This is a genomic window from Oceanobacillus alkalisoli, assembly GCF_021556485.1.
GTDB classification, from domain to species: Bacteria; Bacillota; Bacilli; order Bacillales; family Amphibacillaceae; genus Oceanobacillus; species Oceanobacillus alkalisoli.
Window position 1 is genome coordinate 28,974 of the sequence record NZ_JAKGBW010000012.1, and the last position, 26,687, is coordinate 55,660.

Below are 26,687 nucleotides of genomic sequence, written 5' to 3' on the forward strand. Positions count from 1 at the left end.
ACTAATAAAAGCACTTAATAGGAAGGAGAAGAATACATGGCTAGAGAGTTCTCCTTGGAAAAGACGCGAAATATTGGGATTATGGCACATATTGATGCTGGTAAAACCACTACAACCGAGCGTATTCTTTTCTATACAGGACGTATTCACAAACTTGGTGAAACGCACGAAGGTGCGTCACAAATGGACTGGATGGAGCAGGAACAGGAACGTGGAATTACAATCACATCCGCTGCTACAACAGCTCAATGGAAAAACCATCGAATCAATATTATTGATACTCCAGGGCACGTGGACTTCACAGTTGAAGTTGAGCGTTCGCTAAGAGTTCTTGATGGTGCAGTTACAGTTCTTGATGCTCAATCTGGAGTTGAACCACAAACAGAACAAGTGTGGCGCCAAGCTACAACATATGGCGTACCAAGAATGGTATTCATTAACAAGATGGATAAAACTGGCGCTGATTTCTTATATGCTACTAAAACGTTGAGAGACCGTTTAGGTGCAAATGCGCATCCAGTTCAAATGCCAATTGGAGCAGAGGACGATTTTAACGGAATCATTGACCTAATCACAATGGAAGCTCACTTCTACAAAGACGATTTAGGTACAGTTGATGAAGCATCTGAAATCCCTGCTGAGCTAAAAGACCAAGCAGAAGAACTTCGTGCAGAGTTAATCGAAGCAGTTGCGGAAACAGACGAAGATCTAATGATGAAATATCTTGAAGGTGAAGAGATCACAGAAGGTGAATTGAAAAAAGCAATTCGTCAAGCTACTCTATCTGTAGATTTCTACCCTGTATTCTGTGGTTCTGCCTTCAAAAACAAAGGTGTACAATTACTTCTAGATGGTGTGCTTGACTACCTTCCAGCTCCAACAGACGTTGCTGCAATCGAAGGTATCGTCCCAGGATCAGAAGAAGAAGTTACACGTGAATCAGATGACAATGCGCCATTCGCAGCATTGGCATTTAAAGTAATGACGGATCCGTTCGTAGGTAAATTGACATTCTTCCGTGTTTACTCCGGAACGCTAAAATCCGGTTCCTACGTGAAAAACACAGTGAAAGACAAACGCGAACGTGTTGGTCGTATCCTTCAGATGCACGCTAACTCCCGTGAAGAAATTTCTATTGCTTACGCTGGAGAAATCGCTGCAGCAGTCGGACTAAAAGACACTGCAACTGGAGATACACTTTGCGATGAAAAAAATCCTGTTATCTTAGAGTCTATGGAATTCCCTGAGCCGGTAATCTCGGTTGCAATCGAGCCGAAGACGAAAGCAGACCAAGATAAGATGGGTACAGCGCTAGCGAAACTTGCTGAAGAAGACCCGACATTCAAGACGGAAACAAATACGGAAACTGGTCAAACAATCATCTCGGGTATGGGTGAACTTCACCTAGACGTTATTGTTGACCGCTTGAAGCGTGAGTTTAAGGTAGAAGCTAACGTAGGTGCTCCGCAAGTTGCCTACCGTGAAACATTCCGTGCAGCTGCGGAAGTGGAAGGTAAATTCATTCGTCAATCTGGTGGCCGTGGACAATACGGACACGTTTGGGTTAAGTTTGAACCGAATGAAGAAGGCGCTGGATTTGAATTCGAAGACGCAATTGTTGGTGGGGTTGTTCCTCGTGAGTATATCCCATCTGTTGAGCAAGGTATCGAAGAAGCACTTGAAACTGGTGTATTAGCTGGATATCCGTTAATCGATGTGAAGGCAACACTATATGATGGTAGCTATCACGATGTCGACTCTAACGAAATGGCGTTTAAGATTGCAGCATCTATGGCATTAAGAGCAGCGAAGAACAAATGTAGTCCAGTTCTGCTTGAACCTATGATGTATGTTGAAATTGTTATCCCAGAAGAATACATGGGAGATATCATGGGTGACGTTACTTCTCGTCGTGGACGTATTGAAGGAATGGAAGCTCGCGGTAACGCACAGCTTGTTAAATCCTACGTACCACTCTCTGAAATGTTCGGTTACGCAACCGCTCTGCGTTCTAACACGCAAGGCCGCGGTACGTATACCATGACATTCGATCATTACGAAGAAGTACCGAAGAGCATCTCAGAAGAAATTATCGAGAAAAACGCTGGACAATAATTGATTTTTTTACGGAACTAACGTATAACAATTAGTGAGGACAAAGAATAAATTCTATTTTTATTCTTAAGTTAATAAACAATAAAATTACTTTTATTTAATTAAAGGAGGAACTATAAAATGGCTAAAGAAAAATTCGACCGCTCCAAACAACACGTTAACGTTGGAACTCTTGGACACGTTGACCATGGTAAAACTACTCTAACTGCTGCAATTACAACAGTAATGGCAAAAGTAAATGGTGATGGTGACGCAAGAGGTTACGACCAAATTGACAACGCACCAGAAGAAAGAGAACGTGGTATTACAATCGCTACTTCTCACGTAGAGTACGAAACTGAAACTCGTCACTACGCACACGTTGACTGCCCAGGACACGCAGACTACGTTAAGAACATGATCACAGGTGCTGCGCAAATGGACGGTGCTATTCTAGTAGTATCTGCCGCTGATGGCCCAATGCCACAAACTCGTGAGCACATTCTACTTTCTCGTAACGTTGGAGTACCAGCATTCGTAGTATTCCTAAACAAAGTTGACATGGTTGACGATGAAGAGTTACTTGAATTAGTAGAAATGGAAGTTCGTGATCTATTAACTGAATACGACTTCCCAGGTGACGATGTACCAGTTATCGCTGGTTCTGCTCTTAAAGCACTTGAAGGTGTTGCAGAGTACGAAGAAAAAATCGTTGAACTGATGAACGCAGTTGACGAATATGTTCCAACTCCAGAACGTGACACTGACAAACCATTCATGATGCCTGTAGAGGACGTATTCTCTATTACAGGTCGTGGTACAGTTGCTACTGGACGTGTTGAGCGTGGAGAAGTTAAAGTCGGAGATGAAGTTGAAATCATCGGTCTTAACGAAGCTCCTGGTAAAACAACTGTTACAGGTGTTGAAATGTTCCGTAAGCTTCTTGACTATGCAGAAGCAGGAGACAACATCGGTGCATTGCTTCGTGGGGTAGCTCGTGAAGACATTAGCCGTGGTCAGGTTCTTGCTAAGCCAGGATCAATCACACCACACACAAACTTCAAAGCTGAAGTTTATGTTCTATCAAAAGAAGAAGGTGGACGTCATACTCCATTCTTCGGTAACTACCGTCCACAGTTCTACTTCCGTACGACGGACGTAACTGGCGTTGTTCAACTACCAGAAGGCGTTGAAATGGTAATGCCTGGTGACAACGTGGAAATGACTGTAGAACTTATTTCACCAATCGCGATCGAAGACGGAACTCGTTTCTCTATCCGTGAAGGTGGACGTACAGTAGGTTCTGGTGTAGTTACTGAAATCACTAAATAAGTCTAAACCTATACAAAAAACAGGCAGCTAATCTCAGTTGCCTGTTTTTTTGTTAGGTAAATCAGTAAAATTTATTCCTTTTCAGTGTCCGCAGTCCCGATACCTCTCGCTTTCTGCAGGCGTCCGGCAAGCCTCGGCGCATAGGACGTGCTAATGTAGACGTTGCCACAGGACGTGGCGTTCTTAGTCTGCCTCGCGCTATCACGCTGCGAAGCCTGGAGAGAAGTGACTATCCAATTCTTCGAACCGTTCATATTTTTTCTGAAAAGGACCGTTATTATCAACTATATGTTCGTGATCTTAAAAAATATGCATTTTCCTCGTAAAAAGTTGCAAAAAACCTTCATAAAGTCTTGCATTCGAGCGAAAACATGCGTATAATATGTAGATGTGCAATCGAATCGTAAATGATAAAAAAGGTTGCTTTGGCAGACGTTTATATGTATAATGTGAATGTTGGCCAAAAAACGGCGATGAAGTGAAAGGTTGTTGGCACACCCGGCCGCTTTGCCATGGCGCTGTGCTCGAGAAATTTTCACGGAGAATGTCTATATTAATATGGGCGAAGGAGGGAAAATAATGGCAAAAGAGAAAATCAGAATTCGTTTGAAAGCTTATGATCACCGTGTCTTAGATCAATCAGCAGTAAAAATCGTTGAAACGGCAAAACGTTCTGGAGCAAACGTATCCGGACCGATTCCATTACCAACAGAGAAAAACGTATTTACTGTATTACGTGCGGTGCATAAATACAAAGATGCTCGTGAGCAATTTGAAATGCGCACACATAAGCGTTTAATCGACATTGTGAATCCAACACCAAAAACAGTAGACTCATTGATGAGACTAGATCTGCCATCTGGTGTTGATATTGAAATTAAATTATAAATATAAGTTTTTATAGGAGGTGTAACGGATGACGAAAGGAATCTTAGGTCGTAAAATCGGCATGACTCAGTTATTCTCTGAAGCTGGTGAACTAATCCCTGTAACAGTGATTCAAGCTGAGCCAAACGTCGTATTACAAAAAAGAACGGAAGAGAATGACGGGTATACTGCCATTCAGTTAGGTTTTGCAGATAAGAAAGAAACACGTGCGAGTAAAGCGGAAAAAGGTCATGCTGAAAAAGCGAGTACCAATCCTAAGCGCTACGTTCGTGAAATCCGTACTGCTAATATCGATGACTATGAAGTAGGTCAAGAAATTAGCGTTGGTACTTTTGAAGCTGGAGAAAAAATTGATGTAACAGGAACTTCTAAAGGTAAAGGATTCCAAGGTAACATTAAGCGCCACAACCAAGCTCGTGGTCTAATGAGTCACGGTTCCCGCTACCATAGAGGCCCAGGTGCAATGGCAATGGCAGCAGACCCATCAAGAGTATTCAAAGGAAAAAAGTTGCCAGGACAAATGGGTCACGAACAAGTGACAATTCAAAACCTTGAAGTAGTAAGTGTTGATGAAGAAAGAAACCTGCTACTTGTTAAAGGAAATGTTCCAGGTGCGAAAAAATCTTACGTTAAAATAACAAGTTCAATAAAAGGAAATTAATTATTAGAAGAAGGGAGGATTTGTCATGCCAAAAGTTACATTGTTTAAACAAGACGGAAGTAATGCAGGAGAAGTAGAATTAAACGAAGCGGTTTTCGGCATCGAACCTAACGAACACGTGTTACACGAAGCAGTTGTAATGCAACGTGCGGCAGTTCGTCAGGGGACACACGCTGTTAAAAACCGTTCAGCAGTACGTGGCGGTGGTCGTAAACCGTGGCGTCAAAAAGGAACTGGGCGTGCGCGTCAAGGATCCATTCGTTCACCACAGTGGGTTGGCGGTGGCGTAGTATTCGGACCTACCCCACGCAGCTACAGCTACAAGCTGCCAAAGAAAGTTCGTCGTTTAGCTCTTAGATCCGCTTTAGCTTCTAAAGTAAAAGAAGAAGGCATCTTTGTTTTAGAGTCACTAGCAATCGACACACCAAAAACAAAAGAAGTCATTAATTTACTAGATGCATTAAAAGTAGATGACAAAGCATTAATTGTGACTGCTGATAAAGAAGAAACAATCGTACGTTCAGCAAACAACCTTCAAACAGTTAAAGTACTTGCTGTAGAAGAATTGAACGTTCTCGATTTAATAACGTATGACAAGTTAGTTATTACGAAGGAAGCGGTCGAAAAAGCAGGGGAGGTGCTTGCATAATGAGAGATCCACGTGATATTATAAAGCGCCCTGTCATTACAGAACACAGTGCTGATTTAATGGTAGATAAGAAATATACGTTTGAAGTAGATCCTAAAGCGAACAAAACAGAAATCAAAGACGCAGTGGAACTTATCTTCGGCGTTAAAGTAGTAAATGTAAACACGCTCAACCTTAAAGGTAAACTTAAGAGAATGGGCCAATATAGCGGGTACCGTTCTGATCGAAAAAAAGCTATCGTAGAGCTTTCGGAAGACAGTAAAGAACTGGACTTCTTTGAAGGCTAAAAATCATTTATGTGAAGGAGGGAAAAAAGATGGCGATTAAGAAGTTTAAACCAACTTCAAATGGTAGACGTAACATGTCTGTATCTTCATTTACAGAAATCACTACGGATACCCCAGAAAGAACCTTGTTAGCTCCACTCAATAAACGAGCTGGACGTAACCACCAAGGTAGAATTACTGTTCGTCATCAAGGTGGCGGTCACAAGCGTCAATACCGTCTCATCGATTTCAAACGAAACAAAGATGGAATACCAGGACGCGTTGCTACAGTTGAGTACGATCCGAACCGCACAGCAAACATTGCATTAGTTCATTATGCAGATGGAGAGAAACGTTATATTTTAGCTCCTAAAGGAATTCAAGTAGGTCAAGTAGTTGAATCAGGTGCTGAAGCTGATATCAAAACAGGTAATGCACTACCACTTGAAAACATTCCAGTAGGAACCATTATTCATAACGTAGAATTAAAACCAGGTCGTGGCGGTCAATTAGCTCGTTCAGCCGGTGCAGAAGCGCAAATTCTAGGACGTGAAGGGAAATATACACTCGTTCGTTTAGCATCAGGTGAAGTTCGTTTAGTGCTAAGCACTTGCCGTGCAACAATCGGCCAAGTTGGAAACATTGAACACGAACTAATCCGTGTTGGTAAAGCAGGACGTTCTCGTTGGTTAGGCAAGCGCCCGGCAGTTCGCGGATCTGTTATGAATCCGAACGATCACCCGCACGGTGGGGGAGAAGGACGTTCACCAATCGGTATGCCATCACCATTATCACCATGGGGCAAACCAACTCTCGGTTACAAGACACGCAAACGCAACAAGCCGTCTAATAAATATATCGTTCGTAAACGTAAAAAATAAATGAATAGGACGGGAGACGAATAACCCGTCTCTAAACTCTGGAAGGAGGTTTATCCATGGGTCGTAGTTTGAAAAAAGGACCTTTCGCAGATGACCATCTATTGAAAAAGGTGGATGAAATGAACGAGAGTGACAAGAAGCAACTGATTAGAACTTGGTCTCGCCGTTCTACAATCTTCCCATCTTTTGTTGGTCATACAATCGCAGTATATGATGGGCGTAAACATGTTCCGGTCTATATAACAGAAGATATGGTTGGACATAAATTAGGTGAATTCGCGCCAACTCGTTCATTTAGAGGACACTCTGGTGACGATAAGAAAACAAATCGCTAATTTGAGAGGAGGCTACTTCGCATGCAAGCAAAAGCTGTTGCAAAAACGGTTCGTATCGCTCCTCGTAAGGTACGTTTAGTCGTTGATTTAATTCGAGGAAAAGATGTCGGTGAAGCTATCGCAATCTTAAAGAACACACACCGCAGTGCTTCCCCAGTCGTAGAGAAAGTGCTGAACTCTGCAGTCGCAAACGCAGAACACAACTACGAGATGGACACAGACAATCTAGTCGTTTCTGAAGCATATGTAAATGAAGGTGTTACATTGAAACGTTTCCGTCCACGTGCTCAAGGACGTGCAAGTCAAATTAATAAACGCACAAGCCACATTACAGTTGTGGTAACTGAAAAGAAGGAGGGGTAGTTAGTGGGTCAAAAAGTAAATCCAACGGGTCTTCGCGTAGGGATCATTAAAGACTGGGAGTCAAGATGGTACGCTGATAAAGACTATGCAGACTTACTACATGAGGATATTAAAATCAGAGAATTCCTTGATAACCGCTTAAAGATTGCTGCTGTTTCTTCTGTCGAGATTGAACGCGCAGCAAACCGAGTGAACATTACGATTCATACTGGTAAACCAGGAATGGTAATTGGTAAAGGCGGTTCAGAAGTTGAAGCTCTACGTAAAGAGTTAAATAAATTAACTGGTAAGAGAGTTCACATCAATATTGTGGAAATTAAAAAGGTTGACCTCGATGCGCAACTAGTTGCAGATAGCATCGCACGTCAATTAGAAAACCGTATTTCATTCCGTCGTGCGCAGAAACAAGCTATCCAACGTACAATGCGTGCAGGTGCACAAGGAATCAGAACACAAGTATCTGGACGTCTTGGCGGTGCAGACATCGCTCGTGCAGAACATTACAGTGAAGGAACAGTACCACTACACACATTACGTGCTGATATCGATTATGCTCATGCTGAAGCTGATACAACGTACGGTAAGCTCGGCGTTAAAGTGTGGATCTATCGTGGGGAAGTCCTTCCAACTAAAAAAGAAAACTAAGGAAGGGGGCACTTTGTATGTTAATGCCTAAACGTGTAAAATATCGTAAACAACACCGTGGTAAAATGAGAGGCCAAGCAAAAGGCGGTACTGCAGTATCATTCGGAGATTACGGCCTACAAGCTACAGAAGCTAGCTGGATTACAAGTCGTCAGATTGAAGCTGCCCGTATTGCAATGACTCGTTACATGAAACGTGGCGGTAAAGTATGGATCAAAATATTCCCGGATAAACCTTATACATCTAAACCATTAGAAGTACGTATGGGTTCCGGTAAAGGTGCTCCAGAAGGCTGGGTAGCAGTAGTAAAACCAGGGAAAATTTTGTTTGAAATCGCAGGAGTGAATGAAGAAGTAGCACGTGAAGCCCTACGACTTGCATCTCACAAATTACCGATTAAAACGAAATTTGTAAAACGTGAAGAAATTGGTGGTGAAAGCAATGAAGGCTAAAGAAATAAGAGAACTAACCACTGCCGAAATTGATGAAAAGGTAAAATCACTAAAAGAAGAATTATTTAATTTACGCTTCCAGCTTGCTACAGGTCAGTTGGAAAACACTGCACGTATTCGTGAAGTTCGTAAATCAATTGCTCGTTTAAAAACCGTTGCACGTCAACGTGAATTAACCGCAAATAACTGACTTGAAGAAGGAGGTTTAATCAAGTATGTCTGAACGTAATAATCGTAAAGTATACACGGGCCGCGTGGTGTCTGACAAAATGGACAAAACAATTACTGTACTAGTTGAAACATATAAAGTTCACAAGTTATACGGTAAACGTGTTAAGTACTCCAAAAAGTTCAAAACACATGATGAGAACAACCAAGCAAAAACTGGTGACATCGTGCGCATTATGGAGACACGTCCACTCTCAGCTACAAAACGTTTCCGCCTAGTGGAAATCGTAGAAGAAGCGATCATTATCTAATTTAAGTTGATTCGGAACAGATCCGAAGGGAGGTAACAGTGTTATGATACAACAAGAAAGTCGATTAAAAGTTGCAGATAACTCTGGTGCTCGTGAACTACAGACAATTAAAGTTTTAGGCGGATCAGGCCGTAAGACTGCTAATATTGGCGATGTTGTAGTTTGCTCAGTGAAAAAAGCAACACCAGGAGGCGTTGTCAAGAAAGGTGACGTCGTGAAAGCAGTTATCGTTCGCTCTAAATCTGGTGCGCGTCGTATAGATGGTTCATATATTCGTTTTGATGAAAATGCTGCAGTAATTGTCCGTGATGACCAAAGCCCAAGAGGTACTCGTATCTTCGGTCCGGTTGCACGTGAATTACGTGATGCTAAATTCATGAAAATCGTATCTCTTGCTCCAGAAGTATTATAAGTGAATCTTTCGTTACTAAGGAGGTGCGTCAAGCATGCATGTAAAAAAAGGTGATAAAGTAAAAGTATTAGCCGGGAAAGACCGCGGCAAAGAAGGTACAATCCTTGAAGTGTATCCGAAGAAAGACCGTGTACTTGTCGAAGGAGTCAACATGGTACAGAAACACGCGAAACCTTCTCAAGAAAACCCACAAGGCGGTATTCTAAATCAAGAAGCTGCGATTCACGTGTCCAATGTATTACCAATTGACCCTAAATCCGGTGAACCAACTCGTGTTGGCTACGAAGTTCGTGACGGAAAGAAAGTAAGAATTGCGAAGAAATCCGGAGAAGCGTTAGATAAATAAGTTTCTAGTTGAAAGGAGGGCGCCATGATGAACCAATTAAAAGAAAAGTTTCAAGATGAAGTTACTACATCTTTAATGAATAAATTTAACTATAAATCTGTTATGCAAGTACCGAAAGTCGAAAAGATCGTAATCAACATGGGTGTTGGTGATGCGGTACAAAACTCAAAAGCATTGGATAGTGCTGTTGAAGAATTATCATTAATCTCTGGTCAAAAACCACTTATTACTCGTGCGAAGAAATCAATTGCAGGTTTCCGTTTACGTGAAGGAATGCCAATCGGCGCAAAGGTAACCCTTCGTGGTGAGCGTATGTATGAGTTTCTACAAAAGCTAATTGCGGTTTCACTCCCACGTGTACGTGACTTCCGCGGTATTTCTAAAAATGCATTTGACGGACGTGGAAATTACACACTAGGTGTGAAAGAGCAACTTATTTTCCCGGAGATTAACTACGATAAGGTAAGTAAAGTGCGCGGACTGGATATCGTTATCGTAACTACAGCTGATACAGACGAAGAAGCTCGTGAACTTTTATCTGAGTTAGGCATGCCTTTCCAAAAATAAGTTCCAAGCAATAAGGAGGGAAAATAGTGGCTAAAAAATCAATGATCGCAAAACAAAAACGTAAACAGAAGTATAAAGTACAAGAATATACACGCTGTGAGCGTTGTGGCCGTCCACATTCTGTAATTCGTAAATTTAAACTTTGCCGTATTTGTTTCCGTGAACTTGCCTATAAAGGTCAAATTCCTGGTGTCAAAAAAGCAAGCTGGTAAACCCCAATTTGGGAAGGAGGTAATGATGTATGGTAATGACAGACCCAATCGCAGATATGCTTACTCGCATTCGAAATGCGGTTACAGTAAAACATGAAAAATTGGAGCTTCCTGCTTCAAAAATTAAAAAAGAAATTGCTGACATCCTGAAACGTGAAGGTTTCGTTAAGGATTATGAATATATCGAAGACAACAAACAAGGTGTACTGCGTATTTTCCTGAAATATGGTGCAAACCAAGAGAAAGTAATTACAGGAATTAAACGTATCAGTAAACCAGGATTACGTGTCTATGCAAAAGCTGATGAAGTACCACGAGTGTTGAACGGATTAGGTATTGCAATCGTGTCTACTTCACAAGGTGTACTATCTGACAAAGAAGCTCGCAGCCAACAAGTCGGTGGCGAAGTGCTTGCATACGTCTGGTAATATTTTTTAACCCAAGGAGGTGCAGAAAATGTCTCGTATAGGATTAAAACCCATTGAAATCCCAGAAGGGGTAGAAGTGAAGCTTGAAGGTAATAAGGTTTCTGTTAAAGGACCTAAGGGCGAGCTTTCTAAAGAAATTCATCAAGATATCGCAATTAAAATGGAAGATAACGTCATAACATTAGAGCGTTCAAGTGATCTAAAAGAATATCGCTCCCTACACGGAACGAGCCGTACAATGATTGCAAACATGGTCGAAGGTGTTACAAAAGGTTTCGAAAAATCACTTGAAATTACGGGTGTTGGTTACCGTGCACAAAAGCAGGGCAACAAACTAGTAGTTAACGCAGGATATTCTCATCCGGTAGAAATTGATGCTATCGATGGAATTGAAATTGACGTTCCCAAAAACACTGAATTAACCGTAAAAGGTATCGATAAAGAATTAGTTGGTGCAGTTGCAGCGAATATCCGCGCAATCCGCCCGCCGGAGCCTTATAAAGGTAAAGGAATTCGTTATGTTGGCGAATATGTGCGCCGTAAAGAAGGTAAAACTGCTAAGTAAGATTAGTTAGGTGAGAAAGGAGTGACCTTGATGATCACAAAACCAGCTAGAAATGAAATGCGAAAAAAGAGACATGCACGTGTACGCAGAGACGTATTCGGAACTGCTGAACGTCCACGTCTAAACGTATTCCGTTCTAATAAAAATATCTACGCACAATTAATCGATGATGAAAATCGTGTTACGGTTTCGAGCGCATCTACTGCTGATAAAGAATTGAACATCACGCAAGGCAGTAATGTTGAAGCTGCGAAACAAGTAGGAGAGGCTATCGCAAAACGCGCAATTGAAAAAGGCTTCAAATCAGTAGTATTCGACCGTGGAGGCTACTTGTATCATGGACGCGTTAAAGCATTAGCAGAGGCTGCAAGAGAAGCAGGTCTCGAATTTTAATCGACAAAGGAGGTTACCATTTTAATGAATAATCAAATCGATGCGAACAAATTAGATTTAGAAGAACGTGTTGTATCCATCAACCGCGTTTCTAAAGTTGTTAAAGGTGGACGCCGCATGCGTTTTGCTGCATTGGTTGTAGTCGGCGACAAGAACGGCCATGTCGGTTTCGGTACTGGTAAAGCGCAAGAAGTACCAGAAGCAATCAAAAAAGCAGTAGACAATGCGAAGAAGAACTTAATTCGTGTACCATTTGTAGGAACTACGATTCCACATGATATTATTGGACGTTTTGGTTCTGGTAACGTAATGATGAAACCAGCTACTGAAGGTACTGGAGTTATCTCCGGTGGACCAGTTCGTGCGGTCTTAGAACTTGCAGGTGTAGGCGATATTCTTACAAAATCACACGGAGCAAGCACTCCAATTAATGTGATTCGTGCAACGATCAATGGGTTAGAAAATCTGAAAACAGCAGAAGAAGTAGCGAAACTACGTGGAAAGTCTGTTGAAGAACTGTTAGGATAAGGAGGGAAACAATATGTCTAACAAATTAGAAATCACCCTCAAACGCAGTGTTATTGGCGGAACTGAAGTACAACGCAGAACTGTTGAAGCACTCGGCTTAAAGAAAATCCGTCAAACAGTGGTACTTGAAGACACACCAGTAACCCGTGGTATGATTAATAGAGTATCCCACTTATTAGACGTTAATGAAGCGTAAGAAATACTAAAGATAAGGAGGTGCTCCGATGAAACTTCATGAACTAAAAGCAAACGAAGGTACTCGTAAAGAAAGAAACCGTGTTGGCCGCGGAATGTCTTCAGGAAACGGAAAAACTTCCGGCCGCGGACAGAAAGGGCAAAAAGCTCGTACCGGCGGTGGCACACGTCCAGGATTTGAGGGTGGACAAACACCTTTATTCCAACGTTTACCTAAACGTGGCTTTACAAATATCAACCGTAAAGATTATACAATTGTAAACTTAGATAAGTTAAATCAATTTGAAGAAGGCACTGAAGTTACACCTGAGCTATTACTTGAAGAAGGTGTCGTAAGCAAATTAAATGCAGGTATTAAAGTACTTGGTAATGGCACGATTGAGAAAAAGCTCACAGTAAAAGCTCATAAGTTTTCTCAAGTTGCAAAAGAAGCGATTGAGACTGCGGGCGGTAAAACTGAGGTGATCTAATGTTTCGCACAATCTCCAACTTTTGGCGTGTTGCTGACATTAGACGGAAAATACTTTTCACGCTTGCGATGCTCATTGTTTTCCGTCTAGGCACATTTATTCCTGTACCATTCACAGATCGAGCAGCACTTGAATTCATGTCAGATCAGCAAAACGTATTCGGATTTCTGAATACATTCGGTGGAGGGGCATTACAGAACTTCTCTATATTCGCAATGGGGATTATGCCTTACATCACGGCATCTATCATTATGCAGCTTCTGCAAATGGATGTTGTACCGAAGTTTACAGAGTGGAAGAAACAAGGAGAAATGGGCCGTAAGAAAATTGCTCAAGTCACACGCTATGGTACAGTTGGGCTTGCATTCATTCAAGCTATCGTCATGTCAATTGGTTTCAATGCTATGGCAGGCGGCTTACTAATCCAAGACCCAGATTTTGTGAAATTCCTGATAATTGCCCTGACATTAACAGCGGGAACAGCATTCTTGATGTGGGTAGGTGAACAGATTACTGCCCACGGAGTAGGAAATGGAATTTCCATCCTAATCTTCGCAGGAATTGTTGCAGCTGTACCAAACGGGGTTAACCAACTATTCAGCCAGTATTTCGTAAATGCCGGGGATGACTTATTCATCAACATTATTATCGTATCTATCATTGTACTTGTCATCATCGCAGTAACTGTTGGTGTCATTTACGTCAATCAGGCACTGAGAAAAATCCCAGTACAATACGCAAAACGACTCGTTAACCGTTCACCGGTTGGAGGTCAGTCTACTCATCTACCGATTAAAGTGAATGCTGCCGGGGTAATTCCGGTCATCTTTGCAGTTGCTTTCATGGTAGCACCAACGACAGTCGCTGGTTTTTATGAAGGGAATTCTTTTGCAAGTACGATTATGATGATTTTTGATTATACGCAACCGATCGGAATGGTTATCTATACAGCGCTAATTATTGCGTTCACCTACTTCTATACATTTGTTCAGGTGAACCCAGAGCAGATGGCAGAGAATCTGCAGAAACAAGGTGGATATATTCCGGGCATCCGTCCAGGACATAATACGGAAAATTATTTATCCCGCGTAATGAAGCGTCTGACATTTGTAGGAGCGCTTTTCCTAGCTGCTGTTTCCATCCTGCCTATTATATTAGGAAGTATTGCGAACTTGCCACAATCCGTACAAATCGGCGGAACGAGCTTACTAATCGTTGTAGGGGTCGCATTGACAACAATGAAGCAGCTTGAAGGCCAACTAGTGAAACGTCACTACAAAGGATTTATTAAGTAATATCCTGCCGACATTGAAGAAGCGAGGGGAAACTAATTGAATTTGATTTTAATGGGTCTACCTGGTGCTGGTAAAGGTACACAGGCAGAGAAAATAAATGAAAAATATAACATCCCTCATATTTCTACAGGGGATATGTTCCGAGCAGCAATTAAAGAAGGTACAGACCTGGGGAAAAAAGCAAAAGAATTTATGGATCAAGGTGCACTTGTTCCAGATGAAGTAACGACTGGAATTGTGAGAGAACGTCTAATGAAAGACGACTGTAAAGATGGATTTCTTTTAGACGGCTTTCCAAGAACGATTGCCCAGGCAGAAAGTTTGGAAGAGATACTCTCCGAATTAAATGAATCGATCGATTTCGTATTACATGTAGATGTTCCAGCAGAAAACTTAGTGGAGCGTTTATCTGGCAGGCGAATTTGTCCAACTTGTGGAACAGCTTATCACGTGAAATTCAACCCTCCGAAAGAGGAAGGAATTTGTGATAAAGATGGTTCAGCATTAATCCAGCGTGATGATGATAAACCAGAAACGGTGAAAAATCGTTTAGCTGTAAACCTCGAACAAATGCAACCATTACTCGATTTCTACGAGAATAAAGGATATCTCGCTCGAGTAAATGGAGATCAAGACATTGAGATTGTTTTCCAGGGAATTCGGGAAATACTGGATAACAAAGCGTAACATGGAATGACCAGATTAGGTGCAATTCTGGCTTTCTGACGTTATAATGAAGGGCGTAGTAACTTACAGATAGCTATAACTTTAAAGCTCATCTGAAAGCTTAAACGTAACGTACACAGATCCCACTTTTGTGGATGATTGGTACATCTTATTAGCGGATGGAGTAAATCGAAGCAAATGTAGCTCAAGGCTATTATGGCATAGAGCTCAAAGCTTTTCTCCAGATATCCCAATAGCCTTCTAGAAACTGATCATGTCACAATTGGGAAATTGCGATTTACCATCCTAACAATTACTTGGGCTTGTGACTGATTTAAAGGAAGGAGATCAAACGAATGGCAAAAGATGATGTTATTGAAGTAGAAGGTACTGTAACGGAAACACTGCCGAACGCAATGTTTCATGTCGAACTCGAGAACGGTCATACCGTTTTAGCGCATGTGTCCGGTAAGATTCGTATGCACTATATCCGAATTTTACCAGGTGACAAGGTTACAGTTGAACTTTCTCCGTATGATTTAACAAGAGGTCGAATTACGTACCGTTATAAATAATGCTCCGATATTAAAGGAGGTAATAAGGATGAAAGTAAGAGCATCTGTAAAACCGATTTGCGAAAAATGTAAAGTAATTAAGCGAAAAGGTAAAGTAATGGTGATTTGCGAAAATCCAAAACATAAACAAAAACAAGGCTAAAATAGGAGGTGCATGATCTTGGCACGTATTTCAGGTATTGATATTCCACGTGATAAACGAGTCGTTATCTCATTAACGTACATCTACGGAGTCGGCAAAACGACTGCAAAGCAAATTCTTAAAGAAGCAAACGTTTCTGAAGATACTCGTGTACGCGATCTAACGGAAGATGAACTCGGACGTATCCGCCGGGCAGTTGAGTCTGTTACGATTGAAGGGGACCTACGTCGTGAAGTATCCCTCAACATTAAGCGTCTGATCGAAATCGGATCTTACAGAGGTGTACGTCACCGTCGCGGTTTACCAGTTCGTGGTCAAAAAACAAAGAACAACTCTCGTACGCGTAAAGGCCCACGTAAAACAATGGCTAACAAGAAACAGTAATAATTGAAAGGAGGCACATTTTAGATGGCTCGTAATACAAACACACGCAAACGTCGTGTCAGAAAGCAAGTAGAAGTTGGGATTGCACATATCCGTTCTACATTCAACAACACAATTGTAACGATTACGGATGAAAAAGGTAATGCCGTATCTTGGAGCTCAGCAGGTGCATTAGGTTTCAAAGGATCTCGTAAATCCACTCCTTTTGCAGCTCAAATGGCAGCTGAAACTGCAGCTAAAACAGCAGTTGAAAATGGTATGAAAAGTCTTGAAGTAACTGTTAAAGGACCCGGAGCAGGACGTGAAGCAGCAATTCGTTCCCTTCAGGCAGCAGGCTTAGAAGTAACGGCAATTGTTGACGTAACACCGGTTCCTCATAATGGTTGTCGCCCACCAAAACGTCGTCGTGTATAATTCACTGTAGTTCGGTTATTTAAGGGCTGATTCGTTAGCTTTTTGGATAACATCGTATAGATTTTGTCAACCTGTCTATACTGGGTTATAATGGTAAAATTATACTCTGCAACGTTTATTAACGATAGATAGTTTGTACAAAGGAAAGACAGGTAGTGCAAGAATGCACGGGCTGCCTACTTGAGGAATTTCGGTTAGACTCGCCTGTCTAACCGGGGTTTTGACGTTTTTAAGGAGGGTTTTATTGAATGATTGAAATTGAGAAACCAAAGATTGAAACGGTTGAAATTAGTGATGATGCTACATTTGGAAAATTCGTAGTTGAACCTCTTGAGCGTGGATATGGTGCCACTCTTGGAAACTCCTTGCGTCGTATTTTACTGTCCTCACTTCCGGGTGCTGCTATTACTTCAGTTCAGATTGATGGAGCATTGCATGAATTTTCCACGGTTGATGGCGTGGTTGAGGATGTAACAACGATCATTTTGAATCTAAAAAAGCTCGCACTTAAAATCTACTCTGATGAACCAAAAACATTAGAATTAGATATCCAGGGTAAAGCTACTGTGACTGCTGCAGATTTGACTTATGACAGTGACGTTGAAGTAATGAACCCAGATCTTCACATTGCAACGGTTAACGGCAAAGGTCGCTTGTACATGAAAATGACTGCTGAACGCGGTCGCGGCTATCGCCCGGCTGAGGAAAATAAACATGAAGAACAACCAATTGGAGTCATTCCAGTCGATTCGATTTTCACACCAGTGGAACGTGTAACTTACCAAGTTGAAAATACACGTGTTGGGCAAGTTGTTGATTATGATAAGTTGACATTTGAAGTTTCAACAGACGGAAGCATCCGCCCTGAAGAAGCTATTTCTTTAGGTGCAAAGGTGATTTCCGAACATCTGAACATCTTTATCGGGTTGACAGACGAAGCTCAAAACGTCGAAATCATGGTTGAAAAAGAGGAAGACCAAAAAGAAAAAGTAATGGAAATGACGATTGAAGAACTTGATCTTTCTGTAAGATCATATAACTGCTTGAAGCGTGCAGGCATCAATACTGTTCAGGAACTTACAACGAAGACCGAAGAGGACATGATGAAAGTACGTAACTTAGGTCGTAAATCTTTAGATGAGGTAAAACAAAAACTATCTGATCTTGATTTAGGTTTACGAAATGATGATTAAAGCAGTCACCTTTAGATTTTGGGAAAAGGAGGGATAGTCCATGACTAGAAAGTTAGGACGTACCACAGATCATCGTATGGCACTACTTCGTAACCTTGCATCTGATTTAATTATTCATGAACGCCTGGAAGTTACAGAAGCAAAAGCGAAAGAGCTTAGATCTGTAGTCGATAAAATGATTACACTCGGAAAGCGTGGCGATCTTCATGCACGTCGCCAAGCAGCAGCTTTTCTTTATAATAAAGAAACAGAAGATGATAACTCGGTAATTCAAAAGCTTTTCGATGATGTCGCAAAACGCTATGAAGACAGACAAGGCGGCTATACGCGCGTACTTAAACTAGGTGAGCGCCAAGGTGATGGAGCGCCCATGGCAATCATTGAATTAGTTTAATCAAAAAACGGCAAGGGCAGGACGAAATCTCTCCAAAGAGGTGAATCCAAGCCCTTTTTTGTTTTATATGCAACCTCAGCAAGAATTTCTAGTCAGTGAAGTATGTATCGTTTTCATTCAGCGTAAGTGATTTGCACGTTCTCATGGTTCGCTCTCTAATCGCCGTTCAGTTGCCCGGTGGACGGATGCGCATCCTTGGGCACTGCTAGAGCTCCTCGGGCTTCCGCCCTGCGGGGTCTCCAGGCTCGTGCTGTTCCCGCAGGAGTCACCGTCCACCGGGCAACTGAACTGGTAAGATGGTTATTTTAAATAGAAATTACTCTGTCACGATAAGTAGTATACTTCTCCAGAACATTAAACAAGGATTCAAATTCGGCCTTTCCTGGTAGCAGTCCAGACACCTCGAGACTCCTGCGGGAGGATAGGCCTGGCGAGATTCCGCAGCGCGTTAGCGCGAGGAGGCTTGCCGGCCGCTCAGCAGGTGCGAGGGGTGTCTGGACTGCGGACTTCCAGTAGAAAGTTTCGGAGTTACGCACACTTACGTTGAATGAAAGCATTCAATAGTTTTTAATTGTTTATAAGCTATTGCTGCTGTTTCTGGCTGCTAAGTTTTTAAAGATAGGGTTCGTGATCAATGCCCGAATGAAGCTAGTTTCTTATTGCTAGGGTGTTGAGGAGGCTCCTCAACGACCGACTGGATTTTGTTTTTGTAGTATCGGTCGTTGAAGAGGCATTTCAACTCCCAAATGGCTGTTGTTTTATGTGTTTAGGCCGTTATAGACCTTTTTCAGTTCCCGAATTATCTCTGTTTCATATGTTTGGGTAGCTGATAGAACTGCTTGAGATTTATGTGAACTAGACTATTCATAAAATAAAACTAAATTAAGTTAAATCAGGATTATAATTAGTAGAGAAGAGTGGAGTACCTTTCTTCGTGCAAATCTTTGACAGGAGATTTAGATGCTGATTCTCTATCTGGATTGAGATATACTATTACATAGATATAGAAAGGTCCGTAATTGGAGCGGAGGAGGCGATTAGATGAGAAGAGAGTTAATTGAGTTTCGGAATGTTTCGTTTCGCTATGACGAGCAATCACCCTGGGTGCTGAAAGACTTGTCATTTACCATATATGAAGGTGAATTTGTTGCGATTATCGGACATAATGGCTCAGGTAAGTCAACCATCGCAAAGCTAGTAAATGGCTTATTATTTCCCCAAGAAGGGGAGATTTTAATAAATGGCATTATCGTGAATGAAGAGACAATTTGGGATATCCGCAGGGAAGTTGGAATGGTATTCCAGAATCCAGATAACCAATTTGTTGGTGCAACCGTGCAGGACGATGTGGCCTTCGGAATGGAGAACCGTGGTATTCCTCGAGAAGAAATGGTTAAACGAATTGAAGAAACGCTACAAGCTGTTCAGATGTCGGATTATCGTCTAACGGAGCCACATCGACTTTCCGGTGGCCAGAAGCAGCGGGTAGCAATCGCGAGCGTATTAGCTATTTCGCCGAAAGTACTCATACTAGATGAGGCGACTGCTATGCTCGATCCAAAAGGAAGAAAAGAAATTATGGGGACTGTTTCGGAACTGAGTGAACAGCGCGGATTATCGCTCATTACGATTACCCATGATCTTGCAGAAGTCGTTCAAGCAGAACGGGTCATCGTGATGAATCAGGGTGAAATATGGGAGGAAGCTACTCCAAGAGAGATTTTTTCAAAGCGTAATGAACTGAGAGATATTGGTCTGGACGTCCCATTTGTCGCGATCTTGGCAGAGGGGTTAAAACAGGTCGATCTAAAGCTTACTAAAGAACCATTAAATCAAGAAGAACTACTGGAGGAACTATGGATATTACATTCAAAAACGTAACGTATATTTATCAGCGTAATTCACCCTTTGAGCATAAAGCGGTCGATGGCTTATCGTTCCATATTCCATCTGGTTCATTCGTGGCAATTATTGGCCATACTGGTTCGGGTAAATCGACCTTAATCCAACATTTGAATGGGCTTACTGCTCCAAGTGAAGGCGAAGTTCATATCGGTGACTTCAAGCTGACAAATGAAGAGAAACCGAAAAATATGAAAGAACTAAGAAGTCGTGTCGGTGTGGTGTTCCAGTACCCGGAGCACCAGCTGTTTGAAGAAACAATCGCAAAAGATATTGCTTTCGGTCCAGAAAACTTCGGCGTCGATCAAAAGGAAATAGAAAGACGGACGAAGGAAGTTATCCGTCAGGTGCATTTACCGGAAGAATTGTTAGACCGCTCCCCATTTGATTTGAGTGGTGGTCAGAAACGACGGGTTGCAATAGCTGGCGTATTGGCGATTCAGCCGGAAGTCCTCGTACTCGATGAACCGACTGCAGGACTTGATCCTCGTGGACAGAAGGAAATCATGGATATGTTCTATGAATTGCATCAGCAAGAAGGACTGACGACTATTCTTGTAACCCATAGCATGGAAGATGCATTGAAATATGCGGATCATATCCTGATTTTAAATAAAGGGAAGAAGTTTATGGAAGGAACGGCTGTTGACGTGTTCAGTCAAAGAGAGGCATTGCAAAGTGTGCAGCTCGATGTTCCAGAAGTCGTCGAATTCCTGATTAAGTTCGAGAAAAAAATCGGCAAACAAATTCCATTCCATAATCAATCGATGAAAGAACTTGCAGAAGAAATTCGGCAAGTTGTAAAAGGAGTGGATGAACATGAATAACTCCTTAATCATCGGTCAATATGTACCGGGTAATTCACTGATTCACCGCCTTGATCCTCGGACAAAAATAACAATTATCTTTTTCTTTGTCTTTATCGTTTTTTTCGCAAATAATGTACTAAGCTACGGGATTTTAGTTGCGTTTGCATTAACGGCAATGCTTACGAGTAAGGTTCCAGTTCGTTTTATCATGAAGGGTCTGACACCTGTTTGGTTTTTGATTATATTCACCTTTATTCTTCATTTGTTTGTTACAAAAGAGGGGACAGTAGTTTTTGAATTAGGGATCTTCAAGTTTTATTCTGGAGGAATTATTCAAGGATTTGCTATTTCAATCCGTTTCTTCCTTTTAATACTTGTCACTTCCCTTCTGACATTAACGACGACGCCGATCGAGATAACAGACGGAATTGAGGATATGCTGCACCCATTGAAGCGATTTAAATTCCCTGTACACGAACTTGCACTGATGATGTCGATTTCTTTACGCTTTATCCCGACGCTTATGCAGGAAACGGATAAAATTTCGAAAGCACAAGCCTCTCGTGGAGTTGATTTCCGCACGGGACCTTTAAAAGAACGTGTGAAGGCGGTTGTTCCGCTCCTAGTCCCTTTATTTATCAGTGCATTTAAGCGGGCGGAGGAGTTGGCAATGGCGATGGAGGCTCGCGGCTATCAAGGTGGAGATAATCGTACGAAACTCCGTGAATTGAAGGTTACCAAGCTTGATATCATGGGCTACCTTATTTTTATCCTTGTTGTAGCGATTCTATTTTTAACAAGAACTTACGGGTGAGTGTGATAAAATGCCACGAATAAAATGTACGTTAGCTTATGATGGATCTGGATTTTCTGGTTTCCAAATCCAGCCGGATAAGCGGACTGTAGCAGGAGAACTGGAAAAGTGTTTACAGAAAATGCATAAGGGCAAAGTGGTTCGCGTGCATGGTTCCGGCCGAACGGATACAGGGGTGCACGCGAAAGGACAAGTAATCCATTTTGATACGCCGCTTCATCTTCCAGCAGAAAATTGGAAAAAAGCCTTAAATGCACTACTCCCCGGGGACATCCATCTATCAAATACGGAAATCGTCACAGAAGCCTTCCATGCGCGTTTCAGTGCCATAGCTAAGGAATACCATTACATCGTGGAAACATCGCCGGAAAGGGATGTATTCAGCCGAAAGTATGCCTATTACTTCCCGCATGCACTCAACATAGGAAAAATCAAGGAAGCATGTGACTATGTCAAGGGAAAACATGACTTTACTACATTTTCTTCGGTGAAAACAAGCGTTAAAGGGAGTAAAGTGAGGACATTGTATACGGTGACGTGTGAAGAAGATGAGTCTGGTCTTCGCTTCATATTTTATGGTGATGGCTTTCTTTATAATATGGTCCGCATCCTTGCTGGATTTCTTCTGGATGTTGGCCAAGGCAAATGGGAGCCAGAGGACATCCCTGTTTTATTTGCTGCAAAGGACCGCAGTAAAGTAGGTAAAACGATCGGCCCGGAAGGTTTATATTTAATGCGAGTCATCTATGAATGAAATAATATTAATTTAGGTATTAATTTAAAAGAAAAATGAAGAGAAACCTTGACAAACCTACCCATTGTGTTATATTATGATTTATGGCATTTTATTTCTAAACCATGATTAGCCCCGGAATCTAATTATGTTTTAAGAAACTTAAAATACAAAAAATGAAACGGATTTTATATATATGGAGGGAAATCTAACATGCGCACAACATTCATGGCAAATGAAGCGAACATTGAACGCAAATGGCTTGTTGTTGATGCAGAAGGCCAGCGTCTAGGTCGTCTTGCGAGTGAAGTTGCTACAATCCTTCGTGGAAAGAACAAACCAACTTACACTCCGCATGCAGACACAGGAGACTATGTCATCGTCATCAACGCAGAGAAAATCGAATTAACTGGGAACAAAGAGAACGACAAAATGTATTATCGTCACTCCAACCATCCAGGTGGACTCAAAGAGCGAAATGCAGCAGATTTACGTGCAAAGCATCCTGAACGCATGATTGAGCTTGCGGTAAAAGGCATGCTTCCTAAAGGTGCATTAGGCAGTAAGATGTATAAGAAATTACACGTTGTTGCAGGTCCAGAGCATAAATATCAAGCACAAAAACCAGAAGTATACGAGCTTCGTGGGTAATTAAAGGAGGTAAATTCATTGGCACAAGTACAATACTACGGCACAGGACGTCGTAAAAAATCAACTGCACGTGTACGTTTAGTACCAGGTTCAGGTAACATTACAATCAATGGTCGTGAAGCAAGAGAATATTTCCCATATGAAACACAACTTCTTATTCTAAACCAGCCATTAGTTGCGACAGAAACTGATGGAACATATGACGTTTTAGTTAATGTTCACGGTGGTGGATTCACTGGTCAAGCTGGTGCAATTCGTCATGGAGTAGCTCGTGCGCTTTTACAAGCTGATCCAGAATATCGTGCTACATTAAAACGCGAAGGCTACTTAACTCGTGACCCAAGAATGAAAGAACGTAAGAAATACGGTCTTAAATCTGCACGTCGCGCGCCACAATTCTCAAAACGTTAATAAATCAACATTTGCAAATCCCTCAACCACGTGTGGTTGGGGGATTTTACTGTATATGCGGTGCTTGAAAAACAGGGGAAAATTCACACGTAGCATACACGTAACATACAAGTAGCAGACAAATAATTTAGAGAAAAAGAAGCTGTGATTTTGAAATTAAGTTTGATACAATTACATTAATAAGATGGATTGGGATAGTGCAACAAACGGGCCATTTTGTAGCATAAAATTAGCTGGTAAATTTGATTAGGGGAGATATTTTTGAAGAAAATTACTTTATCACTTACTTTGTTTTTTTGTGCTTTACTTTTATTTGCTTGCCAATCTCAAGAAAAGGAAATGACTATGTTAGATGATATTTCATCGATTTCCATTTCCAAATCTAGTGGCTATGGTGGAATAAACGAAAATTATATTGCAACAATTGATAAAGACTCAACCATATCAAGGTTTGAAGAGTCTTTGGAAAATGCAGAAGCTAGGGAACAGAAGGTTAATGTCGATACTGAAAAGCCTGATTATGATATTTTAATTCGCTATGAAAATGGGGAAACCCACGGATTACATCTTGTGCTTGGTAATGCAGGAGAAAAAAGTAGAGTAATGTATGTTGGTCACGAAAACAACGGTTTTGATATATCACCTGAAGGTACAGAGGTATTAAAAGATGTCTTGGATAATCAATAAATGTGTACTGCAATCGGGCGCAGTTGTTGAATAAGCATTGCGCCGTTAAAGGGCCAGATTGTGTAATAATTAATAATAAGCCTACCCCTCAATCAAATAGAGGATTAAGGGGTAAGCTGATATTAAACAAATAATTATTTTTTTACAGCATGGATGTAATGAATCGTTTCAAAGGCTTTTAAATAATCCGAACGATCGCTAAAGAATTTATTATTTATAACATCGGGTGATAAATGTTCGTAAATAAGTAATCCTGCATCTTCTAACAATATTTCTATTTCGTCATAAGTAAAACATGATTTCATTGGTTCGCCACTAGCGGATGCCATTTGCACCATATTCTGAACTCGGTTAGACAATCCTTTTTCTTCAAATAGTTTATCATCTGCATAATCAAAAACGATGGAACTTCCCAATGGAATCTCTGCAAATAATTCTTTAATTAAATTTGAAATTTCTTCTTTTGTTAAGTAATAGGAAACACCTAAGAGACTATAAAAGGTTTTTTTGTTTGGTTGAAAACCCTCATCAATAAGGTTTTGTAGGATAATATCTTTGGTGAAATCCATTGGAACAAAGTGAAAATTATAAGGAATTTGATAATTAGATTTGGCTAGCCTATTCCTTTTAAAATCTTGTGTAGACGGATAATCAACTTCAAATATTTCCAACTTAGGGTCTAATTCTGGGTTCCGAAAACAAAATGTATCCAATCCAGCTCCTAGAATGACATATTGTTCAGCTCCTAGTACTATCTCATGGAATAATACTTTTTCACAATAGGCAGCACGTGCTAATGGAGTTGGTGAGAGTTGAACTTGTGTAATCCATTTTAATATTTCATCGGGTTGATCTTGAAATTTTATAGCAATTTCATGATTAAAAAATTGAATTCCTTGAATCATGTTTTTACGAATATCTTCAAATTCCTTTTGGGTAATTAAATCTTTTGCAATATAATCATCAAAAATCTTTGGTGTGTCATATTTACTATGGTATGCTCGACCAAAAGCTGAAATTAAGGAAGTTAAACTGGATTCATTTTTCTCCATACATTGATTCCCCCATATAATAAAAATAAGATTCCCCTGGCCAGGAGAATCTTATTATATACGAAAATATAATAACTGTAAATTATAGCACAATTAAATTATTTTGTCAATAATATTGACTAGTATTTAAATGTTATCTCATGAAAAAATCAAAAAATACAATACAACAATCGGGCGCGTTTGTTTAACACCAAAAGGAGGAAAATGGTCAAACCTTTTTCTAAAAAATGTATATCATTTCACAAAGAGAGAATCCATTTTGATCAATCCTTTTTTCAAAATGGATTCGTCTTGATTAGGGTATTATCCAGGCTTGTCATGTCTTTCTGATCAAACTTTGTTTCAAAGCTACAAAAAGCAGCTTTCTTATAGCCTGTCAATTGCCATAAGAAGCTGCTTGATATCTTTATGCGTATAAACTTTATCAGTGATATCTTTAGCTGCGTGACCCATGATCCGTTTGATTGATAATTTATTTGCATCAGCATTATCCATAAGGGTTGCGAAGGTATGTCTGCAATCGTGTGGTCTATGATTCAATTCTAGTTGTTGCATAATCTTCTTGAATTTCTCATGATAATAAACATAATAACTCAGTTTGTTTCCCTCAAAGTTTGTAATCAGATATTCATTATTGGGATCCATACGATTTTCAATTAATTTATGGACTTTTTTATGAATAGGTATGACCCTATTCGTCCCAGCTTCCGTTTTGAAGCCACCCCGAAAATACCTTTCATCCAATTGAATATTTTTATTTTTCACTTCCACAAGTTCCCCAGGACGCAATCCACTGTAAATCATAATTAAAATCGAATCTATATCATCGAAGCGGTCGATGTTTTCCCAAAGAATATTAATCTCATCCAAAGTAAATGGTTTTCTGGAATTCTTTGTATCATTTTTTGGAAGCTCGACAAATCTAGCATAATCTTTATGTGTTAAATCGTTTTCTAAAGCATGTTTATACATTTGATTAAATAATACTTTTATTTTTTTCTTTGTACCCCATGATTTATCACAGTTATCAATCACAGATTGCAGGTGAGCTTTCCTGACTTCATTAAATTTTATATCGTGTAAAGGTTCTGATCTTCTAAAAGCCATTTCATAGCCAAGTTGATTTGATTTTGAAATTTTAGGGAAACGTTCTTTTATTAAGCGTTCATATACTTCTTTAAATGTGAGCTTGCCAGCTGATAAATCATATGGGTTATTATTGTAATCAGCTAATGCTACCATTGCCTCTTTTCTACTTTTATAATATCCTAGATACTCCCGTCTTTGTTTTCCTTCGTCATTCCATCCAGTAGTGACTATGACCGCGAATGGTTTTCTTCGTTTACCGGATAATTTGCATACGGAGCCGTATCCATTTGGATTTTTCAATTTCCTTACCACCTT

The 26,687-nt window shown here is 40.7% G+C and carries 40 protein-coding genes; 38 read left to right on the top strand and 2 right to left on the bottom strand.

Annotated features, from left to right (window positions below; genetic code table 11):
* Positions 1-36: 36 nt before the first annotated feature.
* From fusA to LZD48_RS12260, 38 genes are all read left to right on the top strand, one after another.
* A complete protein-coding gene (fusA, locus tag LZD48_RS12075; RefSeq protein ID WP_235762996.1) occupies positions 37-2,115 on the top strand; it encodes an elongation factor G in 2,079 nt (692 codons plus the stop codon).
* 120 nt (positions 2,116-2,235) lie between these two features.
* Positions 2,236-3,426, top strand: a complete 1,191-nt coding sequence (gene tuf / locus LZD48_RS12080; RefSeq protein ID WP_235762997.1) for an elongation factor Tu — start codon at positions 2,236-2,238, stop codon at positions 3,424-3,426.
* Positions 3,427-4,005: 579 nt separating this feature from the next.
* Positions 4,006-4,314, top strand: coding sequence for a 30S ribosomal protein S10 (gene rpsJ, locus LZD48_RS12085; protein WP_235762998.1), 309 nt, complete (start codon positions 4,006-4,008; stop codon positions 4,312-4,314).
* A gap of 28 nt (positions 4,315-4,342) precedes the next feature.
* Positions 4,343-4,975 (top strand): 50S ribosomal protein L3, encoded by a 633-nt coding sequence (gene rplC / locus LZD48_RS12090; protein ID WP_235762999.1) that lies wholly within the window; start codon positions 4,343-4,345, stop codon positions 4,973-4,975.
* A 25-nt stretch (positions 4,976-5,000) separates the two neighbouring features.
* The gene (rplD, locus tag LZD48_RS12095; protein WP_235763000.1) at positions 5,001-5,624 is read left to right on the top strand and encodes a 50S ribosomal protein L4; all 624 of its coding nucleotides are present in this window, start codon (positions 5,001-5,003) and stop codon (positions 5,622-5,624) included.
* Positions 5,624-5,911 (top strand): 50S ribosomal protein L23, encoded by a 288-nt coding sequence (rplW, locus tag LZD48_RS12100; RefSeq protein ID WP_235763001.1) that lies wholly within the window; start codon positions 5,624-5,626, stop codon positions 5,909-5,911. The genes rplD and rplW overlap by 1 nt, the downstream gene beginning before the upstream one ends.
* A gap of 29 nt (positions 5,912-5,940) precedes the next feature.
* Positions 5,941-6,771: a 50S ribosomal protein L2 gene (gene rplB, locus LZD48_RS12105; protein ID WP_235763002.1), complete on the top strand. Its 831-nt coding sequence runs from the start codon at positions 5,941-5,943 to the stop codon at positions 6,769-6,771.
* Positions 6,772-6,827: 56 nt separating this feature from the next.
* Positions 6,828-7,106, top strand: coding sequence for a 30S ribosomal protein S19 (gene rpsS / locus LZD48_RS12110; RefSeq protein ID WP_156857267.1), 279 nt, complete (start codon positions 6,828-6,830; stop codon positions 7,104-7,106).
* A gap of 21 nt (positions 7,107-7,127) precedes the next feature.
* Entirely contained in the window at positions 7,128-7,469 is a 342-nt protein-coding gene (gene rplV / locus LZD48_RS12115) for a 50S ribosomal protein L22 (RefSeq protein ID WP_235763003.1), read from the top strand.
* A 3-nt stretch (positions 7,470-7,472) separates the two neighbouring features.
* Positions 7,473-8,114 (top strand): 30S ribosomal protein S3, encoded by a 642-nt coding sequence (gene rpsC, locus LZD48_RS12120; RefSeq protein WP_235763004.1) that lies wholly within the window; start codon positions 7,473-7,475, stop codon positions 8,112-8,114.
* Between the two features lie 17 nt (positions 8,115-8,131).
* Complete coding sequence (gene rplP / locus LZD48_RS12125; RefSeq protein ID WP_235763005.1) at positions 8,132-8,566, top strand: 50S ribosomal protein L16; 435 nt, start codon at positions 8,132-8,134, stop codon at positions 8,564-8,566.
* Positions 8,556-8,756 (top strand): 50S ribosomal protein L29, encoded by a 201-nt coding sequence (gene rpmC, locus LZD48_RS12130; protein ID WP_156857263.1) that lies wholly within the window; start codon positions 8,556-8,558, stop codon positions 8,754-8,756. Before rplP ends, rpmC begins: the two co-directional genes overlap by 11 nt.
* Before the next feature lie 25 nt (positions 8,757-8,781).
* Positions 8,782-9,045, top strand: coding sequence for a 30S ribosomal protein S17 (rpsQ, locus tag LZD48_RS12135; RefSeq protein ID WP_235763006.1), 264 nt, complete (start codon positions 8,782-8,784; stop codon positions 9,043-9,045).
* A gap of 43 nt (positions 9,046-9,088) precedes the next feature.
* Complete coding sequence (gene rplN, locus LZD48_RS12140; RefSeq protein WP_156857261.1) at positions 9,089-9,457, top strand: 50S ribosomal protein L14; 369 nt, start codon at positions 9,089-9,091, stop codon at positions 9,455-9,457.
* Between the two features lie 34 nt (positions 9,458-9,491).
* On the top strand, positions 9,492-9,803 hold the full coding sequence (gene rplX / locus LZD48_RS12145) for a 50S ribosomal protein L24 (RefSeq protein WP_235763007.1): 312 nt from the start codon (positions 9,492-9,494) through the stop codon (positions 9,801-9,803).
* 27 nt (positions 9,804-9,830) lie between these two features.
* A complete protein-coding gene (rplE, locus tag LZD48_RS12150; RefSeq protein ID WP_235763008.1) occupies positions 9,831-10,370 on the top strand; it encodes a 50S ribosomal protein L5 in 540 nt (179 codons plus the stop codon).
* Between the two features lie 26 nt (positions 10,371-10,396).
* Entirely contained in the window at positions 10,397-10,582 is a 186-nt protein-coding gene (locus tag LZD48_RS12155; protein ID WP_156857258.1) for a type Z 30S ribosomal protein S14, read from the top strand.
* 29 nt (positions 10,583-10,611) lie between these two features.
* The gene (gene rpsH / locus LZD48_RS12160; RefSeq protein ID WP_235763009.1) at positions 10,612-11,010 is read left to right on the top strand and encodes a 30S ribosomal protein S8; all 399 of its coding nucleotides are present in this window, start codon (positions 10,612-10,614) and stop codon (positions 11,008-11,010) included.
* 28 nt (positions 11,011-11,038) lie between these two features.
* Positions 11,039-11,575, top strand: a complete 537-nt coding sequence (gene rplF / locus LZD48_RS12165) for a 50S ribosomal protein L6 (protein WP_235763010.1) — start codon at positions 11,039-11,041, stop codon at positions 11,573-11,575.
* Positions 11,576-11,605: 30 nt separating this feature from the next.
* Positions 11,606-11,968, top strand: coding sequence for a 50S ribosomal protein L18 (rplR, locus tag LZD48_RS12170; RefSeq protein ID WP_235763011.1), 363 nt, complete (start codon positions 11,606-11,608; stop codon positions 11,966-11,968).
* 24 nt (positions 11,969-11,992) lie between these two features.
* Positions 11,993-12,496, top strand: coding sequence for a 30S ribosomal protein S5 (gene rpsE / locus LZD48_RS12175; RefSeq protein WP_235763012.1), 504 nt, complete (start codon positions 11,993-11,995; stop codon positions 12,494-12,496).
* A 13-nt stretch (positions 12,497-12,509) separates the two neighbouring features.
* On the top strand, positions 12,510-12,692 hold the full coding sequence (gene rpmD / locus LZD48_RS12180) for a 50S ribosomal protein L30 (protein ID WP_156857253.1): 183 nt from the start codon (positions 12,510-12,512) through the stop codon (positions 12,690-12,692).
* A gap of 28 nt (positions 12,693-12,720) precedes the next feature.
* Positions 12,721-13,161 (top strand): 50S ribosomal protein L15, encoded by a 441-nt coding sequence (gene rplO, locus LZD48_RS12185; RefSeq protein WP_235763013.1) that lies wholly within the window; start codon positions 12,721-12,723, stop codon positions 13,159-13,161.
* Positions 13,161-14,456 carry a preprotein translocase subunit SecY gene (gene secY, locus LZD48_RS12190; RefSeq protein ID WP_235763014.1) on the top strand — a complete coding sequence of 432 codons (1,296 nt, stop codon included), beginning with the start codon at positions 13,161-13,163 and terminating at the stop codon, positions 14,454-14,456. Before rplO ends, secY begins: the two co-directional genes overlap by 1 nt.
* A 36-nt stretch (positions 14,457-14,492) precedes the next feature.
* Positions 14,493-15,143 (top strand): adenylate kinase, encoded by a 651-nt coding sequence (locus tag LZD48_RS12195; RefSeq protein WP_235763015.1) that lies wholly within the window; start codon positions 14,493-14,495, stop codon positions 15,141-15,143.
* Positions 15,144-15,478: 335 nt separating this feature from the next.
* Positions 15,479-15,697 (top strand): translation initiation factor IF-1, encoded by a 219-nt coding sequence (gene infA, locus LZD48_RS12200; RefSeq protein ID WP_156857249.1) that lies wholly within the window; start codon positions 15,479-15,481, stop codon positions 15,695-15,697.
* A gap of 28 nt (positions 15,698-15,725) precedes the next feature.
* Positions 15,726-15,839, top strand: coding sequence for a 50S ribosomal protein L36 (rpmJ, locus tag LZD48_RS12205; protein ID WP_010095733.1), 114 nt, complete (start codon positions 15,726-15,728; stop codon positions 15,837-15,839).
* A gap of 18 nt (positions 15,840-15,857) precedes the next feature.
* Entirely contained in the window at positions 15,858-16,223 is a 366-nt protein-coding gene (gene rpsM / locus LZD48_RS12210) for a 30S ribosomal protein S13 (protein ID WP_235763016.1), read from the top strand.
* A 24-nt stretch (positions 16,224-16,247) separates the two neighbouring features.
* Positions 16,248-16,637, top strand: a complete 390-nt coding sequence (gene rpsK, locus LZD48_RS12215; RefSeq protein ID WP_235763017.1) for a 30S ribosomal protein S11 — start codon at positions 16,248-16,250, stop codon at positions 16,635-16,637.
* Between the two features lie 248 nt (positions 16,638-16,885).
* Positions 16,886-17,830 carry a DNA-directed RNA polymerase subunit alpha gene (locus LZD48_RS12220; RefSeq protein WP_235763018.1) on the top strand — a complete coding sequence of 315 codons (945 nt, stop codon included), beginning with the start codon at positions 16,886-16,888 and terminating at the stop codon, positions 17,828-17,830.
* A gap of 40 nt (positions 17,831-17,870) precedes the next feature.
* On the top strand, positions 17,871-18,224 hold the full coding sequence (gene rplQ, locus LZD48_RS12225; protein WP_235763019.1) for a 50S ribosomal protein L17: 354 nt from the start codon (positions 17,871-17,873) through the stop codon (positions 18,222-18,224).
* A gap of 1,041 nt (positions 18,225-19,265) precedes the next feature.
* A complete protein-coding gene (locus LZD48_RS12230; protein WP_235763020.1) occupies positions 19,266-20,105 on the top strand; it encodes an energy-coupling factor ABC transporter ATP-binding protein in 840 nt (279 codons plus the stop codon).
* The gene (locus LZD48_RS12235) at positions 20,081-20,953 is read left to right on the top strand and encodes an energy-coupling factor ABC transporter ATP-binding protein (protein WP_235763021.1); all 873 of its coding nucleotides are present in this window, start codon (positions 20,081-20,083) and stop codon (positions 20,951-20,953) included. The genes LZD48_RS12230 and LZD48_RS12235 overlap by 25 nt, the downstream gene beginning before the upstream one ends.
* Positions 20,946-21,749 carry an energy-coupling factor transporter transmembrane component T family protein gene (locus LZD48_RS12240; RefSeq protein ID WP_235763022.1) on the top strand — a complete coding sequence of 268 codons (804 nt, stop codon included), beginning with the start codon at positions 20,946-20,948 and terminating at the stop codon, positions 21,747-21,749. Before LZD48_RS12235 ends, LZD48_RS12240 begins: the two co-directional genes overlap by 8 nt.
* A gap of 10 nt (positions 21,750-21,759) precedes the next feature.
* Positions 21,760-22,503, top strand: coding sequence for a tRNA pseudouridine(38-40) synthase TruA (gene truA, locus LZD48_RS12245; protein ID WP_235763023.1), 744 nt, complete (start codon positions 21,760-21,762; stop codon positions 22,501-22,503).
* Between the two features lie 192 nt (positions 22,504-22,695).
* The gene (gene rplM / locus LZD48_RS12250) at positions 22,696-23,133 is read left to right on the top strand and encodes a 50S ribosomal protein L13 (RefSeq protein ID WP_235763024.1); all 438 of its coding nucleotides are present in this window, start codon (positions 22,696-22,698) and stop codon (positions 23,131-23,133) included.
* An 18-nt stretch (positions 23,134-23,151) separates the two neighbouring features.
* A complete protein-coding gene (rpsI, locus tag LZD48_RS12255) occupies positions 23,152-23,544 on the top strand; it encodes a 30S ribosomal protein S9 (protein WP_235763025.1) in 393 nt (130 codons plus the stop codon).
* A gap of 261 nt (positions 23,545-23,805) precedes the next feature.
* Positions 23,806-24,231, top strand: a complete 426-nt coding sequence (locus LZD48_RS12260; RefSeq protein WP_235763026.1) for a YhfM domain-containing protein — start codon at positions 23,806-23,808, stop codon at positions 24,229-24,231.
* Positions 24,232-24,365: 134 nt separating this feature from the next.
* Here the strand turns inward: LZD48_RS12260 and LZD48_RS12265 are convergent, their stop codons facing one another.
* Together LZD48_RS12265 and LZD48_RS12270 are read right to left on the bottom strand one after the other, a co-directional pair.
* The gene (locus tag LZD48_RS12265) at positions 24,366-25,283 is read right to left on the bottom strand and encodes a class I SAM-dependent methyltransferase (protein ID WP_077706763.1); all 918 of its coding nucleotides are present in this window, start codon (positions 25,281-25,283) and stop codon (positions 24,366-24,368) included.
* A gap of 366 nt (positions 25,284-25,649) precedes the next feature.
* Positions 25,650-26,672: a tyrosine-type recombinase/integrase gene (locus LZD48_RS12270; protein ID WP_235763027.1), complete on the bottom strand. Its 1,023-nt coding sequence runs from the start codon at positions 26,670-26,672 to the stop codon at positions 25,650-25,652.
* Positions 26,673-26,687: the final 15 nt, after the last annotated feature.

Coding starts and splice junctions, on each gene's coding strand:
- fusA (WP_235762996.1), top strand. CDS start 37: ATGGCTAGAGAGTTCTCCTTGGAAAAGACGCGAAATATTGGGATTATG.
- tuf (WP_235762997.1), top strand. CDS start 2,236: ATGGCTAAAGAAAAATTCGACCGCTCCAAACAACACGTTAACGTTGGA.
- rpsJ (WP_235762998.1), top strand. CDS start 4,006: ATGGCAAAAGAGAAAATCAGAATTCGTTTGAAAGCTTATGATCACCGT.
- rplC (WP_235762999.1), top strand. CDS start 4,343: ATGACGAAAGGAATCTTAGGTCGTAAAATCGGCATGACTCAGTTATTC.
- rplD (WP_235763000.1), top strand. CDS start 5,001: ATGCCAAAAGTTACATTGTTTAAACAAGACGGAAGTAATGCAGGAGAA.
- rplW (WP_235763001.1), top strand. CDS start 5,624: ATGAGAGATCCACGTGATATTATAAAGCGCCCTGTCATTACAGAACAC.
- rplB (WP_235763002.1), top strand. CDS start 5,941: ATGGCGATTAAGAAGTTTAAACCAACTTCAAATGGTAGACGTAACATG.
- rpsS (WP_156857267.1), top strand. CDS start 6,828: ATGGGTCGTAGTTTGAAAAAAGGACCTTTCGCAGATGACCATCTATTG.
- rplV (WP_235763003.1), top strand. CDS start 7,128: ATGCAAGCAAAAGCTGTTGCAAAAACGGTTCGTATCGCTCCTCGTAAG.
- rplP (WP_235763005.1), top strand. CDS start 8,132: ATGTTAATGCCTAAACGTGTAAAATATCGTAAACAACACCGTGGTAAA.
- rpmC (WP_156857263.1), top strand. CDS start 8,556: ATGAAGGCTAAAGAAATAAGAGAACTAACCACTGCCGAAATTGATGAA.
- rpsQ (WP_235763006.1), top strand. CDS start 8,782: ATGTCTGAACGTAATAATCGTAAAGTATACACGGGCCGCGTGGTGTCT.
- rplN (WP_156857261.1), top strand. CDS start 9,089: ATGATACAACAAGAAAGTCGATTAAAAGTTGCAGATAACTCTGGTGCT.
- rplX (WP_235763007.1), top strand. CDS start 9,492: ATGCATGTAAAAAAAGGTGATAAAGTAAAAGTATTAGCCGGGAAAGAC.
- rplE (WP_235763008.1), top strand. CDS start 9,831: ATGAACCAATTAAAAGAAAAGTTTCAAGATGAAGTTACTACATCTTTA.
- rpsH (WP_235763009.1), top strand. CDS start 10,612: ATGGTAATGACAGACCCAATCGCAGATATGCTTACTCGCATTCGAAAT.
- rplF (WP_235763010.1), top strand. CDS start 11,039: ATGTCTCGTATAGGATTAAAACCCATTGAAATCCCAGAAGGGGTAGAA.
- rplR (WP_235763011.1), top strand. CDS start 11,606: ATGATCACAAAACCAGCTAGAAATGAAATGCGAAAAAAGAGACATGCA.
- rpsE (WP_235763012.1), top strand. CDS start 11,993: ATGAATAATCAAATCGATGCGAACAAATTAGATTTAGAAGAACGTGTT.
- rpmD (WP_156857253.1), top strand. CDS start 12,510: ATGTCTAACAAATTAGAAATCACCCTCAAACGCAGTGTTATTGGCGGA.
- rplO (WP_235763013.1), top strand. CDS start 12,721: ATGAAACTTCATGAACTAAAAGCAAACGAAGGTACTCGTAAAGAAAGA.
- secY (WP_235763014.1), top strand. CDS start 13,161: ATGTTTCGCACAATCTCCAACTTTTGGCGTGTTGCTGACATTAGACGG.
- infA (WP_156857249.1), top strand. CDS start 15,479: ATGGCAAAAGATGATGTTATTGAAGTAGAAGGTACTGTAACGGAAACA.
- rpmJ (WP_010095733.1), top strand. CDS start 15,726: ATGAAAGTAAGAGCATCTGTAAAACCGATTTGCGAAAAATGTAAAGTA.
- rpsK (WP_235763017.1), top strand. CDS start 16,248: ATGGCTCGTAATACAAACACACGCAAACGTCGTGTCAGAAAGCAAGTA.
- LZD48_RS12220 (WP_235763018.1), top strand. CDS start 16,886: ATGATTGAAATTGAGAAACCAAAGATTGAAACGGTTGAAATTAGTGAT.
- rplQ (WP_235763019.1), top strand. CDS start 17,871: ATGACTAGAAAGTTAGGACGTACCACAGATCATCGTATGGCACTACTT.
- LZD48_RS12230 (WP_235763020.1), top strand. CDS start 19,266: ATGAGAAGAGAGTTAATTGAGTTTCGGAATGTTTCGTTTCGCTATGAC.
- LZD48_RS12235 (WP_235763021.1), top strand. CDS start 20,081: ATGGATATTACATTCAAAAACGTAACGTATATTTATCAGCGTAATTCA.
- LZD48_RS12240 (WP_235763022.1), top strand. CDS start 20,946: ATGAATAACTCCTTAATCATCGGTCAATATGTACCGGGTAATTCACTG.
- truA (WP_235763023.1), top strand. CDS start 21,760: ATGCCACGAATAAAATGTACGTTAGCTTATGATGGATCTGGATTTTCT.
- rplM (WP_235763024.1), top strand. CDS start 22,696: ATGCGCACAACATTCATGGCAAATGAAGCGAACATTGAACGCAAATGG.
- LZD48_RS12265 (WP_077706763.1), bottom strand. CDS start 25,283: ATGGAGAAAAATGAATCCAGTTTAACTTCCTTAATTTCAGCTTTTGGT.